The sequence below is a fragment of the Gammaproteobacteria bacterium genome, from assembly GCA_021647245.1.
Classification (GTDB): domain Bacteria; phylum Pseudomonadota; class Gammaproteobacteria; order RBG-16-57-12; family RBG-16-57-12; genus JAFLJP01.
This window is the reverse complement of record JAKIVC010000033.1, coordinates 15,691-28,946: the sequence shown is the minus strand read 5'-3', so window position 1 is coordinate 28,946 and position 13,256 is coordinate 15,691. Positions and strand designations below refer to the sequence as shown.

At 48.5% G+C, this 13,256-nt stretch carries 14 protein-coding genes and 1 pseudogene; 9 read left to right on the top strand and 6 right to left on the bottom strand.

The genetic code is table 11. The features are described 5' to 3' along the window. The first annotated feature begins 255 nt into the window (after positions 1–255). Positions 256–612 (top strand): arsenate reductase, encoded by a 357-nt coding sequence (locus tag L3J94_10105; protein MCF6219084.1) that lies wholly within the window; start codon positions 256–258, stop codon positions 610–612. A 10-nt stretch (positions 613–622) separates the two neighbouring features. Here the strand turns inward: L3J94_10105 and tadA are convergent, their stop codons facing one another. The 3 genes from tadA to L3J94_10090 form a co-directional block, all read right to left on the bottom strand. Continuing rightward, a complete protein-coding gene (gene tadA / locus L3J94_10100; GenBank protein ID MCF6219083.1) occupies positions 623–1,144 on the bottom strand; it encodes a tRNA adenosine(34) deaminase TadA in 522 nt (173 codons plus the stop codon). A 182-nt stretch (positions 1,145–1,326) separates the two neighbouring features. Beyond that, entirely contained in the window at positions 1,327–1,749 is a 423-nt protein-coding gene (locus L3J94_10095) for a type II toxin-antitoxin system VapC family toxin (GenBank protein ID MCF6219082.1), read from the bottom strand. Continuing rightward, complete coding sequence (locus tag L3J94_10090; GenBank protein MCF6219081.1) at positions 1,746–1,961, bottom strand: AbrB/MazE/SpoVT family DNA-binding domain-containing protein; 216 nt, start codon at positions 1,959–1,961, stop codon at positions 1,746–1,748. Before L3J94_10090 ends, L3J94_10095 begins: the two co-directional genes overlap by 4 nt. Before the next feature lie 734 nt (positions 1,962–2,695). On the opposite strand from L3J94_10090, the gene L3J94_10085 reads away from it, so the two are divergent. The 8 genes and pseudogenes from L3J94_10085 (at position 2,696) to L3J94_10050 (ending at position 9,747) form a co-directional block, all read left to right on the top strand. Then, the gene (locus L3J94_10085; protein ID MCF6219080.1) at positions 2,696–3,058 is read left to right on the top strand and encodes a hypothetical protein; all 363 of its coding nucleotides are present in this window, start codon (positions 2,696–2,698) and stop codon (positions 3,056–3,058) included. A gap of 182 nt (positions 3,059–3,240) precedes the next feature. Continuing rightward, positions 3,241–4,143 (top strand): NAD(P)-dependent oxidoreductase, encoded by a 903-nt coding sequence (locus L3J94_10080; GenBank protein ID MCF6219079.1) that lies wholly within the window; start codon positions 3,241–3,243, stop codon positions 4,141–4,143. Beyond that, positions 4,140–5,435, top strand: coding sequence for a glycosyltransferase (locus L3J94_10075; GenBank protein ID MCF6219078.1), 1,296 nt, complete (start codon positions 4,140–4,142; stop codon positions 5,433–5,435). Before L3J94_10080 ends, L3J94_10075 begins: the two co-directional genes overlap by 4 nt. 65 nt (positions 5,436–5,500) lie before the next feature. Next, a complete protein-coding gene (locus L3J94_10070) occupies positions 5,501–6,466 on the top strand; it encodes a radical SAM protein (protein ID MCF6219077.1) in 966 nt (321 codons plus the stop codon). Further along, positions 6,459–8,132, top strand: a complete 1,674-nt coding sequence (locus L3J94_10065) for a methyltransferase (protein MCF6219076.1) — start codon at positions 6,459–6,461, stop codon at positions 8,130–8,132. Before L3J94_10070 ends, L3J94_10065 begins: the two co-directional genes overlap by 8 nt. After that, positions 8,129–8,719 (top strand): phosphoglycerate mutase family protein, encoded by a 591-nt coding sequence (locus L3J94_10060; protein ID MCF6219075.1) that lies wholly within the window; start codon positions 8,129–8,131, stop codon positions 8,717–8,719. The genes L3J94_10065 and L3J94_10060 overlap by 4 nt, the downstream gene beginning before the upstream one ends. Positions 8,720–8,849: 130 nt before the next feature. After that, a pseudogene (locus L3J94_10055) lies at positions 8,850–8,996 on the top strand (IS1595 family transposase). Between the two features lie 157 nt (positions 8,997–9,153). Further along, positions 9,154–9,747 (top strand): hypothetical protein, encoded by a 594-nt coding sequence (locus tag L3J94_10050; protein ID MCF6219074.1) that lies wholly within the window; start codon positions 9,154–9,156, stop codon positions 9,745–9,747. A gap of 262 nt (positions 9,748–10,009) precedes the next feature. On the opposite strand, the gene L3J94_10045 is transcribed toward L3J94_10050, so the two are convergent. From L3J94_10045 to L3J94_10035, 3 genes are all read right to left on the bottom strand, one after another. After that, positions 10,010–11,065: a macro domain-containing protein gene (locus L3J94_10045; GenBank protein MCF6219073.1), complete on the bottom strand. Its 1,056-nt coding sequence runs from the start codon at positions 11,063–11,065 to the stop codon at positions 10,010–10,012. Positions 11,066–11,078: 13 nt separating this feature from the next. Then, positions 11,079–11,717: a DUF4433 domain-containing protein gene (locus L3J94_10040; protein ID MCF6219072.1), complete on the bottom strand. Its 639-nt coding sequence runs from the start codon at positions 11,715–11,717 to the stop codon at positions 11,079–11,081. A 678-nt stretch (positions 11,718–12,395) separates the two neighbouring features. Next, complete coding sequence (locus L3J94_10035; GenBank protein MCF6219071.1) at positions 12,396–13,256, bottom strand: tetratricopeptide repeat protein; 861 nt, start codon at positions 13,254–13,256, stop codon at positions 12,396–12,398.

Sequence of the window (13,256 nt, the reverse complement as noted above, 5' to 3'; positions counted from 1 at the left end):
AAGAACAACGAGGGCGTTATTCTGCTTCTTTAGCTTGAGGGTGGGTGATAATCCACCACCCTCAGGCCAATAAGTGATCACTTTTTGGGGGGGTGATTTGCGGTATTCTTACTTGCAGGATTTAGGTCAAAATATAAAAACAGGGTGTAATAAGCATGGTCTACCCCCTATTTTTTATCGCAAACCCCTCAATTCAGGTTATCATAACGTCTTGCTTGTCATCACCTTATTCAATCCACACAGGTTCTAAAAACCATGCTGGTACTCTTTGGAATTAAACAGTGCGATACCGTCAAAAAAGCCCTTAACTGGCTCGCCCAGCACGAAGTGGAGCACTCCTTTCACGATATTCGCAGCGATGGCCTTGATGAGCAGATGGTTCGGCGTTGGATCGATGCAATTGGCTGGCAGGTTATGGTGAATAAACGCTCCACCACCTGGCGCAATCTAAGTGATGAAATTAAAAACAGCTTATCTGGCGATAATGTCGCGGCTCTCTTATTGGAAAATCCGACACTGATCAAGCGACCTGTCATCGAGTACCGGGGCCGAGTAACCATCGGCTTCAAAGTAGCCGATTTTGAGGCCACATTTACTCCAACCAAAAGCTGATACGGCAGACTCACTTCAACTTTGATTTTGAAGCCGCACGACGATCTCTAAAAAACTGACGCAGCTGCTCAGCACACCTCTCCGCAAGCACACCCTTCTCCACCGCTACTTGGTGAAAAGTGTGCCTACCCTCAAGCACATTCAAAACCGAACCAGCCGCTCCTGTTTTGGGGTCAGATGCACCAACCACCAGACGAGCAATGCGCCCATGCAACATTGCGCCAGCACACATCGCACAAGGCTCAAGGGTGACATAGAGCGTTACATCGCAAAGGCGATAATTTTCAATAGCCTGACCCGCTTCACGCAGCGCCATAATCTCAGCATGCGCAGAAGGGTCGTGAGTGGAGATCGAGCGATTCCAACCACGCCCAATCACCTCACCCTCACAAACAGCCAGCGCCCCAATAGGCACCTCACCCTCCGCTTCTGCACGGCTGGCAAGCTGCATCGCTTGCGCCATCCACTGCTCATCAAGTGTGCGCTGCTCAGGTTTTGAATTTAATGTTACGTAATCACTTAGCGCACTCATCTTTTAGCCTCACCTCTTCGTGGCTCTCATCTTCAACTGGTCACACATCCACCCTACACTCCTTTCTTTATACGAAAAAACCTCAACCACAACCGACCAGTTTGCAGTAGGTATAACCAAGGGTAAGCTTCACAACGCAAAGAGTCAATATTACACTCGACCCCTTTTCAAGTAAATTTTCCTCAAGGGGCTTTTGCACCAGCGAGTTTCTGTGCCGCACGATCAAAAGTATATGATCCGTCAAAACTATGACCTTGGGTATTAGCAATATATCGAGCTTTATTCACAATCAGAGCATCCGCAAAGTCTGCCTCTTTACCTTTAACTAGCTTAGCATTCCTGTAGTCATTTAATGCTAACCATACTACTTGCCCATTTTCAAAGCGAATATTTGGTTCTTGAAATAGCGCCTGGATAACACTTACCAATTCAGACTTATTGAGTTGATACTTTTTACCTCTAAGAGTCCATATAGTCTCCACCAGCACCACATCCGTAATTAGCACTTTTCCTTTATTAGCAATCAAATGGTTTGCTTTTGATGACTGAGCTGCATCATCCTCCAAGAGATAACGTAACAACACATTGGTATCTATTGCTATCATTTCAAGGCGCTTTGCAGTGATTCTTCATCTGTCATAGATGAATCGCCTCGAACTTGTTTGAGAAGCCCCTTAGCCGCTCCCTTTAGCTTCTTAACAATAGTAATTTTGTTATCCGCTACGAAGCTTTCAACCTCATCACCAGGCTCAATTCCTAAAGCCTCACACTGCTCGATAGGCAATGTTATTTGTCGTTTTGCGCTAACCTTTGGCATATCACACCTCTTTGCTCTGAGTAATATGTCAAAGATAGATCATTCTTTACTATTTATCAATAGTAAAGACACGAGTAGGTATCATGCTTATTTGTAAATAACCAACAACAGACTGATTTTTCGCCAAAAACGGGCATTGCTACCAAAAAAGCTAACGAGGCTGTAGAAAAACCCACTCAGAGTCCCTTCCTACCTGCCCAGCGTCTCTTTTTTTGACTATCCTAACCATCACTCAATTCCACATCACTTTCAATGATAATCATCTTGCAATCCGACATTTACCTGTCAAGAATAAAAGGATAAGGGGTCAAAAGGATAAGGGGTCAAATAAGGGGTCAAATGCAACATTAACCCTTTTATTGTATAGCCCACCCTTGGCTATATAGACTGATCGCAGTTCACTTGGGATTGAGGCGTACAAGGATGAAAATGAGGAGGCGATTAGAAGAAAACAAGAGCTTAGTTTATCAGTCTGGATAGATAAGCAGTCAATATTGTACTTGACCCCTTATCGCACATTCCGACCCTGCTGAAGCAGGCCGAGAGTGGTGGGTTGGATTAGGGCGTGCACTGAATGAGCAACTACTACGTTTACGTCTATATCGATCCTCGAAACTCCGAGGAATTCTATTACGGGAAAGGCAAACGTAGGTGAAGGGCCTCATCGAATCTGGGATGATTACATCCGATACGGTTTTATCTCAGCAGGACAGGCCCTCCGATTCCGCGATGCCATGCTTGGCTTGGAAGAAGGCGATATTGTGGCGGCTTATCTCAAAAGGCACGGTTTCGTTGGCATTGGCAGGGTTACTCAGAAGGCCAAGCCCGTCAGGGAGGTTTTGATTGGTGGAAAGCCCTTGCTTCAGCACGAACTCAAATGCCTAGGTATCGCAGAGAATTCCGATTCGCTCGATTGTTCAGAATACGTTGCTCTTGTTGACTGGATGAAGGTGGTTGAACGCGATGACGCCAGGTGGAAATCGAAGAGCGGGCTGCTCACCTCGCAGTTGGTCCGGGCCTCGCTCGATGGCCAACCAGCCACGATAGAGTTCTTAGAAGCAGAGTTCAGTGTTGATTTCGACGCACTGCTTGCTTGACCGCCAATCAGACCCGTATGGTTCAGGTTTGTGTATGAGAGCCCCCAAATGGCACTTTCGATAAAGACTTGATGAAAGGGGAACAATTAACCCCGAACTCAAGACTTTAACTCTTTCTAAATCAAAATTTGTCGCACGATCCTCTGGGTGCTGCTTGGAGGGGATAAGGAAACTTTCTCAAGATGAAGACCATTTTAATTACTGGCAACAGAGGCCTCGTCGGCAGGCACCTCCAAGCGGAGCTCCACAAAATCGGATTCCGCGTTCGAGGGTACGACATAGAGGATGGGTCAGGAGACATTACTGACACCGACAAACTTAGAAGCGCTTTGAAAGGGGTCGATGGAGTTGTCCATCTAGCCGCTGTATCACGCGTGGTGTGGGGAGAGCGGGACCCTATCAAGTGCTGGCAGCTCAATGCCATTGCTAGCGAGTCCCTATTGAAACAGGCTATCGAAAGCCCTTCCAAACCTTGGGTTCTAGTTGCTAGCAGCAGAGAAGTCTATGGAGAGCAGCACACTCTACCTGTCAGTGAAGATGTCGTGCTTGAACCGGTTAATGTTTATGGCCGCGCCAAACTTCATATGGAAAAGTCGGCTCTGGAAGCGCGAACAGCGGGCCTAAACACGGCTGTTGTTCGCCTGGCAAACGTCTATGGATGTCCCCTAGATCATCATGACCGAGTACTGCCTGCATTTTGCCGGAATGCGGCAATGGGCGACCATCTTCGAGTTGATGGTTTCGAGCACCTTTTCGATTTCACACATGTTACCGATACGGTTGCTGGTATTTCTCGCCTAATTCAACTGCTTGATGCCGGAGAGAGGAGCATCCCTCCGATTCACTTACTTCCCGGCATCGGCACAACGTTGCGCCAAGCCGCAGAGATAGCTGTCACCGAAGCTCGATCCAAATCTCCCATCATTGAAGCGACTTCTCGTAGCTATGACGTCTGTCGCTTTATAGGCAACCCAGAAAGAGCTCGTGCACTGCTGGGTTGGCAGGCACAAATCACACCCGAGCAAGGTATTCGCCAACTGGTGAACGCCTTTATGTCTATCGACTCTCGAGAAGCAGTCTTATGAAAATTGTAAAAGTCATTCACGGTTACCCAATGCTGTACAACGCAGGATCAGAAGTCTATTCACAGACCATCTGTCATGGACTGGTGAAACGAGGGCATGAAGTTCATGTTTTTACTCGTGAGGAGGATTCCTTCCGACCCGATGGAGCGATTCGTATTGGTCAGGATGCGGATGTGCCTGAAATCACGCTTCACCTCGTTAACAACCCACGCCATCGGGATCGCTACCGCCTCGCCGTTGTCGACCAACGTTTTGCCGAACTGCTCGATCAGGTCAAACCGGACATCGTCCACATCGGGCACCTAAATCACCTGTCCACCTCACTGGTATACGCCGCCAAAGAGCGCGACATCCCTATCATTTATACCCTACACGATTACTGGCTGATGTGCCCCCGTGGCCAATTCATGCAAATGCACTCTTCAGACGAGAATCTGTGGGCCGCATGCGATGGCCAAGAAAACCGTAAATGTGCCACTCAATGCTATGCACGGTACTTCTCTGGAGCCGAGGATGAAATAGACCAGGACATTACCTACTGGGAAAACTGGGTTTCCCGCCGCATGGAACATATTCGTGATGTAGTAGATCAGGTCGATCTGTTTATCTCCCCTGCGCACTACCTGAAGAATCGCTATGAGCGTGATTTCGGCTTGCCTGAGTCTAAAAGTATCTATCTTGATTACGGCTTTGACCGCAGCAGGATGGTCGGACGAAACAGGGAGAGTGGAGAGCCGTTCACGTTTGGCTATATCGGTACACACATCCCTGCAAAAGGCATTCACCAGTTGATCGAAGCATTCGGGAAGTTGGATGGTAATGCCAAGCTACGTATTTGGGGCCGTGATAGAGGGCAAGACTCTCGGGCACTGCGGGCCATTGCCGAGACGTTACCAATGCACAAAAGGGAACACGTTGAGTGGATGCCGGAGTACAAGAACCAGCAAATCGCCCGAGATGTTTTCAGCAAGATCGACGTCATTGTCACTCCCTCCATCTGGGTAGAAAACTCCCCATTGGTAATACATGAAGCCCAACAGGCGAAAGTCCCGGTTATAACAGCCGACACCGGTGGAATGGGTGAGTACGTCCAGCGCAGAGTGAATGGATTGCTATTTCGTCATCGCGATGTTGATGCCCTTGCGTCTCAAATGCAGGCTCTACTTAACGATCCCGAGCTGGCACAAACCTTGGGTGAGAGGGGATATGTGTACAGCGAAGACGGAGAAATACCGTGCATTGACCAGCACATCCTCGATCTGGAAGCTTGCTACCAGCGTTTGGCCTCATGAACGGATCTACATTCTGGCGCATCACTCTGGATACCAATCCAGACTTCTGCAATCTCAACTGTGTGATGTGCGAAGACCACTCTCCGTTTTCCGAAGATAGAAGTACGCGGAAAGCTCAGGGTAGTCTGCGCCCAATGATGAATCCTGAGTTGCTTGAGAAAACGATTCGCGAAGCAGCGGCAATGGGAATCCGCGAGATCATCCCGTCAACGATGGGAGAACCTCTGCTCTATCCTCATTTCGATTTCTTTCTCGTACTGTGCAATGAGCTGAATCTTTCGCTTAACCTCACAACCAATGGCACGTTCCCCAGCCGGAATAAAAGCCAAAGCGTGGAATACTGGGCCGAAAGAATCATCCCTATCGGCAGCGACGTTAAAATTTCGTGGAACGGTGCTACACCGTCGACTCAGGCGTCCATCATGCCAGGAACCTCTCTCAACACGCATATCGACAATGCTCGGCGTTTTATCGCTGTCCGAGACCGACTAGGGTCCCAACATTACTGTTCAGTTACGATGCAGCTAACGTTTATGCGCAGTAACCTCGAGGAGATCTCTGAGCTCTTAGAGCTGGCACTTGAACTCGGTTTTGACCGACTCAAAGGGCACCAACTATGGACACATTTCACTAAGTTGGAAAAAGAAAGTCTGAGGAACGATGTTCGTTTTGCAGAACGCTGGAATCAAATCGTTAAACACTGCAGAACACGAGTGGAACATCACAATGCAAGTAGTGTTAAGCCTTTCCGTCTGGATAACTTCTTTGAACTGACTCTCGACAAGTTGGATGACATTGCGCCTAACGGCTCTTGTCCATTCTTGGGCCAAGAACTGTGGGTCGATCCGACGGGCAGGCTCAATGTTTGCTGCGCTCCGGATCAAGAACGGAAAGCGCTTGGCGACTTTGGTTCTCTTACCAACTCGAACCTAAAGGCCCTGATTCAAAGCACTGCCTACCAGGAACTAACCGAACACTACCGGCAACACGCGCTTTGCCAGCAGTGCAACATGAGACGTCCCCATGACTAGCCACGAAAAAATCAGCGTTTCGTCCTGCGTAACGCACCATATCAAAGTCGATGGGATGCCTCTCTACGAATCGCGTTTTGACGAAGTGCTGTCGTTTCACCAAACAAATAGCTCCGTCCAACTCGCTTCTGTGACCCAAGGAGGGAAAAGTTGGCATATTCTCGAAGATGGCAGCCCTGCATACTCAGCTCACTTTGACCGAACCTTCGGCTTTTATTGCGGATACGCCTCGGTAGTTTTAGGCGATGAGTGGTTCCATATAACCCCTTCAGGTGCGCCTGCATACGATGAGCGGTACATCTTCGCAGGTAACTTTCAAAATGACGTCTGTGTGGTCTGCGATCACGATGGGGCTTACTTTCACATAAACCAGGAGGGGCGGGCTCTTTATGGTGATAAGTGGAAGTATTGCGGAGACTTCCGAGAAGGCATCGCTGTTGTGCAGTCTGCATCAGGGCTCAGTACTCACATCACGACCAGCGGCAAATTCCTCCATCAGTGCTGGTTCAATGATCTAGATGTTTATCACAAAGGGTGTGCGAGGGCTCGCGACCTGCTCGGCTGGTTCCACATAGATAAAACTGGTCATGAACGCTACCCACAACGGTACGCAAACGTTGAACCCTTCTACAACGGCTGTGCAAGAGTCGAAAGCCATTCAGGGGCTTTGCTGATTATCGACGAAAGAGGACAAAATTTACGCTCTCTCAGAGAGCCCGCTACCGATGACTTCTCGGCCTTATCCGCCGATATGGTTGGCTATTGGAAAACATTTGCTATCGCCACGGCGGTCGAGCTAAACCTGTTCGAACACCTCCCTGATAGTGCTCCTCGACTTGCGCAGAATACCAAGACAGCAGTAGATAGGCTAATCCGGCTACTAAACGGGTTAGCAGAGCTTCGCTTGGTTCAATGCCAAGATGGCATCTGGTCTGCTACCAACAAGGGCCACTTTCTCTGCACTAAGCATCCTCAAACACTAGCCACTGCCGCCTTGGAGTATCGTGAAAAACTTCTTCATCCCTGGGCATCACTCCCCGACCTAATTCGAGGAAGTTATCACGCCCAGAAAATCTTCACTTCCGTCGCGAAAAACCCGGATCGGCTACCTGGCCACCACACCATGCTTCAAAGCTACGCTCGCCATGATTATGAGGGTGTGATCAGCTCACTACCGATTGAAAGTGGAGATGTCGTGTTCGATGCAGGAGGCGGAACTGGAGAGTTAACGCGCCTGCTACAGACAACATTTCCGAAAGCAAAGCTCGTTTTGGGAGATCTACCTGAAGTAGTTGAAGCAGCAACAGTTAAGAACAAAGTTGGCTTCGATCTATTTCAACCGTGGCCGTTAACGGCAGACAAAATCATTCTTGCACGAGTGTTACACGACTGGTCGGACAAGCAGTCTATCGACATACTGAAGCACGCGAAGACCGCGCTTGCACCCTCAGGAAAAATTTTGGCTGTCGAAATGCTCCTTCCCGAAGGTGGGTTTGATGGCGCTTTATGTGACCTTCATTTGCTAAGTGTTACAGGAGGGCAAGAGCGAACGGAGAGTCAATTGACTAGCCTGGCCGAACAGGCGGGACTATTCCTCGAGTGCAGAATACCCACCCAAGGCCTGGTGTCTATCCTGGTGTTTTCTTCAGGGGAGAACCTTGCATGAAAACTCTTTTACTTGTGCGTCACGCAGAGAGACCAACCATTCCCGCAGATGAAGTAGGGAACGAAGTCTTACTTACGGAAAAAGGTGAAAAAGACACTCTGCTATTCGCTAGCCAGATAGCAGGCCCCATCGTAAGTATCAAAAGCAGTTCCATACCTCGATGCGTTCAAACGGCAGAGCTCATTGCGAGGCAAGCGATGTTTCCTCTGGCTGTGGTGCATTCCAGGCTGCTCGGCGACCCTGGATTCATCATCGAAGATGGTGGACAAGCATGGAAACACTGGCAGGAAAAAGGCCACCAGCGTGTAAACCAACACCTGTTGGCTGGCGATAAACATTGGAGTGGTTTTGCACCGCTGGACCAAGCAACGCAAGAGATGACGCAAGTAATCGAACGCAGCTTAAGAAACGCGAGTGAAGGGGTCCACGTTTGGGTTACGCACGACACTGTCTTGGCTGCGTATGCGTCTCGAGTGCTGCCCGAGCGGCTCTGTTTGGAAGAGTGGCCTGACTTTCTTGGCCATCTACGAATTGAATTGCATGGTCAAGGATTAATCTATAGATACTACAAGAGAGCTTCACATTAGGAATTCCAACCAGCCCACACTGCTGAGAAGCCATCAGAAAACAGTAAAATCCAACCAGATAAGTGATTTCAGATGATTAAAGTTCTAGGGCTAGAATGATGGGATTCCAACCCTAGAATGCAAATAGCCATATTTACCGCGATATTTAGCTGAGTTTTGTTACCGCTTTAATCGTCGTTTTCAGTTAGAGGATATGCTACCAAGATTTGGTTATATTGCGGCAAGAACACACCCTATGCCAAATAGGCTTCTAAAGTTGGCTGAGGATTACGGGTAATCAGGAAAAACTTTCTGAAATAGGCGAACGAACTCAATCGATACAAGTCAGCGGTGTCAAAATTTCACTCAATAAACAAGCGCCAGAGGAGTGGACCATTATTGCTTGTGATCTGCTGCAACTCATCGCACAAGCCAAAGGGCGCTGGCTAATCTATATGGATGAGCTGCCCATCATGCTCTACAACATTATTCGTGATGACTCTCAGCAGGTACGCCGCTTTCTTGACTGGTTTTGCAACGACGTGTGCGCACTTCCCGGTGCCGGCCAGGTGCGCTGGCTGGTCTCCGGCTCTGTCGGTCTTGACACCTTGGTGCAAGAACACGGTATGGCCGACACCATTGACAGTTTGTCTCATGAGGGGCTGGAGCCGTTCAGTCATCAGGTTGCTTTCGATATGCTGAGCCAACTGGCAGCGAGCTACAAAATCGACCTCTCAGATGACGATAAACAAGCCATGATTGCGGCAGTGCAATGGCTGCAACCTTACTACCTGCAAATTGCCTTCAACCACCTGCGCACATTGATATTGGCCGATACCACCAACAGCCGTCCCTTCACTCTGATTCAGCAAGCCCTGGATAAAATGATCCAGCCGGGTGCAGATAACGACTTTCACCATTGGCAAAGTCGCCTTGGCTTGCAGCTTAGTCGCACCGATGCTGAGCATGCGCTGGCACTGCTCAACCATGCCGCACATGACGCAACAGGTGCGTGTGCTGGCATGATAAGGGGTCAAATGCAATATTAACCCTTTTATTGTATAGCCCACCCTTGGCTATATAGACTGATCGCAGTTCACTTGGGATTGAGGCGTACAAGGATGAAAATGAGGAGGCGATTAGAAGAAAACAAGAGCTTAGTTTATCAGTCTGGATAGATAAACAGTCAATATTGTACTTGACCCCTTATTCTTGACCCCTTATCTTCTTATCTTTAAAACATCTTTGGGAAACGCCCTGTGCTGAGCCGCATGCAGGGTGTTGTGGGGGCTGAGGGTTAGAGACCCTCGGCTACCCGCCGATTAGCCCTTCATCCACCCACCTTTTTTGTGAAAGCACATCCACAGCCAGCGCAATTTGACGGCGGGTAAATTGCCGCTTTCGTTCGTTCCATGCATAGATTTGTTCAACTATATCTTCCATTGAACTAACACCCTCTTGCTTTATAATCCAGTGAACCGTAGCTAACAACTCAAGTCCGAATGGAGACTCAAACCCCTCCACTAATTTTGTGACCTGATCAAATCGTTCTCTGGTCTCAACGTGCTTGTCAAGAAAGACAACAGCATCATCTATGGCTCCTGGAACAAGCTGGAGCGGCTTATCGGGTGCATCACCACCATCGGCATAACCGGAAACCATATGCCCTTCGATCGCATTCAGCACATGGCGCAGGTTCTCCGCATAGGGCCCATAAGATGCTTTCTGGTATTTAAGCCGAAGCGGCTCTCCAGCCTCTTGCATGAAGTACATCAGTTTATGCACTTCAAGTAACGTCACAAAGGGGTCAAGCAGCCCACCGAGATAACGGTGTATCAACTCTACAAGAGCTGCCCGACCTGGCGTCATCCTTGGCACTTCCCGGTTACGAACCATCTTGTCAGCGGCAGGTGCCCCCTTCGGTTCAAAAACAATAATGCGCATATCATCCATATCAGAAAGTGATTGCTCAATACATTGACGAACCTCAGTCCACTCCAGTCCACCTAAACCGCTACCCAACGGAGGAATCGCAATGGACTGGATACTCCGTTCCCTAATTTCTACAACCAGTGCCTTAAGACCCGCTTCAATATCTTCCATGCGGCTCTTGCCGCGCCAGTGGCGCTTAGTAGGGAAATTGATGATATAGCGCGGATTAGTCAGCCCACCCATGTCATAAATAAACATACGACCCGGTCGCACCTCCTCACGCTTGCAGGCAGCAGCATAGGCCTTGAAGTTCTCTGGGAAGGCCTTCTTAAACTGGAGCGCAATACCTCGACCCATCACACCCACACAGTTGACGGTATTGATGATGGCTTCGGCATCTTCGGTGAGAATATTACCTGTCTTGTATTCAATCATATTTGCTTCCTCATCAGTAATACCACGCCGTCTGAATCTCTAACTGCGGCTTGTGGTTACCGGCGGCCAGCGCATGTGCTGCCTGTGTGTATGTTGTTTGGTTCAAAACGCCGACGCGCTCAACCAACTCCCAAGGAAAACTGCCCTCGGCAAGAAACTCGGCCTGTTTACCGTCCTTGCAAGCTTGCCAATTCCTGGCCTGTACCGCAGCCCAATCAATTTCACTCAATTGTGCCAAGTCGCAACGGTCTTCAAAAAAACGAGAGCCTGCGTTTGAAAGTGTGAATGCCCAGCGGCGACTGTTGGTTTCAGCCCACTCGACAGCCGCGTGAAGATCTAACTCCATGTGTACGATTGGCCCTTGGCCACCACGATACGAAAGCTCCGGGTGATTAGCCTGATAGATCAGATAGAGCATGATCGAGCGGGGGCAGAAGTAGAAGGGCACACAGGCCCCTACGTATAACCCCGGGTGGCTAGTTAATGTCAGCTCGTTGAGACGCCTTGATTTGATGGCGCTCATCCCGATAGTTGTCCCGAGTCCTGAATGCCTCACCATTTCGGCGTCACACCACAGCTCGCTGTTCTGAATAATCGATGGCAACCGGTCTACATGCACAATGTGGTAGATTTTCGGACAAGCAGGAGTCATGCCTCTCCCTCATTTTTACCTGTCTGAGTGGAATCCTTATCCAGTATCATAAGTTTTTATTGCTGATGCTATCGATAAAATTAACTGCAGTAATCATGGTTCATCTTGATGTTCTGCTATCTATTGGGCTAACAGCTTAGTAGACCGAAAATTGACATATTATGGTATTTCAATTTGATATATTTCCCGCCGTGGGTATCTCTTTCGATTTGGTTTTCTTGATATTTCAGCAGTGTACTGTTCATGAAAATCCTTTTATTACGCTAAGTTATCTTATCTGTAATGGCTTTTTATGTCTATTTATACATTTCAGCATAGCAGCCTTATTGTAGAAATACATCATTTCGAAATATACCTCCCAGCTTGACATTTTCAAATGGAAAAAACTACTGTTTATTTATACATGCAAAGGATTTTTATTCATGGATGATTTACCACGAACATCACCATTTATTAATAGCATTCGTGAGGCTATTCGACTTCGGCATTACAGTAAACGGACTGACTCTTCAGGGCTAAAAAAAAGCAAAAGTTACTGGTTGTTTTAACTCAGGATGAGGTGCCCATGGCGGTGTTGCGTTTCTTGTGAAGGGAATAACCATTCCCTGCGAAACGTGCCTTGCCATGGGTACTGACAGCTCAACTGACCAGGCAATATAAGAGGGTTGATGTGCTCGATTAGCCGCGCTGTTTTCTCATCTGTATGCGGTATTTAGATACCAGCTTGCCGCTGTTACCCAGCATATCAAATATTTTCAGCATGTTTTTATGTGCTAGCTGCTCGCGGTAGCTGTATTCAATTTTAAGAATTTCAAGCAGGCTTTGCAGCGCTTTTTCAAAATCTCCCCGCAGGGCTTGTTGGCAGGCAAGCTGGTGGCGCGCGTCAAGGTCATTGGGGTTGGCATTGAGCTGCTGTATCAGCACGTCAATTGATTGGGTTTCATCCAGCTGTTGGTGAAAACTGAGGCGCACGACTTCAGCTGAGAAGGGCTTGAACTTTTGCAGGGTGGGCGGCTGTTTTGAAATAATGGTTTGCGCTAGTGCGTAGTCGCCATGGTCTATGGTGAGTGTTAATGCCGCTGTGGCGATGCGGCTAGGCAGGTTGCTTTGATTCGCTATCTGCTGAATTAAAGGGTGTGCCTGGTGCAGGTGGCCGCTTTGATAAGCTTGTTGCGCCTGCTCTAATATATTATCGAGTGGGTGCGGTAGTTGCTCTTCGATAAAAGCTGAGATGAACTCTTTAGATTGGGCACCTGTGAAACGACCCACCTCTTCACTGTTCTTGAGCAGCAGTACTGAGGGGACGCTTTGCAGGGTAAATTGCTTGCAGAGCTGCCTCTGCTGTTCGGTCTCTACGGTAGCCAGTAAAAAACGCCCCTGATATTCTTCTGCAACCGCATACAGAGCGGGTTTCAATATTTTGCAGGGGCCACACCAGTTAGCCCAAAAAATAACCACCACAGGTTGGTGATGCGACGCTTGAAAAACGCTCTCTTCAAAGTTGTCTTCCGTTGCTTCAAATGAAAAAGTGTTGCTCAT

Coding starts and splice junctions, on each gene's coding strand:
- L3J94_10105 (MCF6219084.1), top strand. CDS start 256: ATGCTGGTACTCTTTGGAATTAAACAGTGCGATACCGTCAAAAAAGCC.
- tadA (MCF6219083.1), bottom strand. CDS start 1,144: ATGAGTGCGCTAAGTGATTACGTAACATTAAATTCAAAACCTGAGCAG.
- L3J94_10095 (MCF6219082.1), bottom strand. CDS start 1,749: ATGATAGCAATAGATACCAATGTGTTGTTACGTTATCTCTTGGAGGAT.
- L3J94_10090 (MCF6219081.1), bottom strand. CDS start 1,961: ATGCCAAAGGTTAGCGCAAAACGACAAATAACATTGCCTATCGAGCAG.
- L3J94_10085 (MCF6219080.1), top strand. CDS start 2,696: ATGCTTGGCTTGGAAGAAGGCGATATTGTGGCGGCTTATCTCAAAAGG.
- L3J94_10080 (MCF6219079.1), top strand. CDS start 3,241: ATGAAGACCATTTTAATTACTGGCAACAGAGGCCTCGTCGGCAGGCAC.
- L3J94_10075 (MCF6219078.1), top strand. CDS start 4,140: ATGAAAATTGTAAAAGTCATTCACGGTTACCCAATGCTGTACAACGCA.
- L3J94_10070 (MCF6219077.1), top strand. CDS start 5,501: ATGTGCGAAGACCACTCTCCGTTTTCCGAAGATAGAAGTACGCGGAAA.
- L3J94_10065 (MCF6219076.1), top strand. CDS start 6,459: ATGACTAGCCACGAAAAAATCAGCGTTTCGTCCTGCGTAACGCACCAT.
- L3J94_10060 (MCF6219075.1), top strand. CDS start 8,129: ATGAAAACTCTTTTACTTGTGCGTCACGCAGAGAGACCAACCATTCCC.
- L3J94_10050 (MCF6219074.1), top strand. CDS start 9,154: ATGGATGAGCTGCCCATCATGCTCTACAACATTATTCGTGATGACTCT.
- L3J94_10045 (MCF6219073.1), bottom strand. CDS start 11,065: ATGATTGAATACAAGACAGGTAATATTCTCACCGAAGATGCCGAAGCC.
- L3J94_10040 (MCF6219072.1), bottom strand. CDS start 11,717: ATGACTCCTGCTTGTCCGAAAATCTACCACATTGTGCATGTAGACCGG.
- L3J94_10035 (MCF6219071.1), bottom strand. CDS start 13,256: ATGAGCAACACTTTTTCATTTGAAGCAACGGAAGACAACTTTGAAGAG.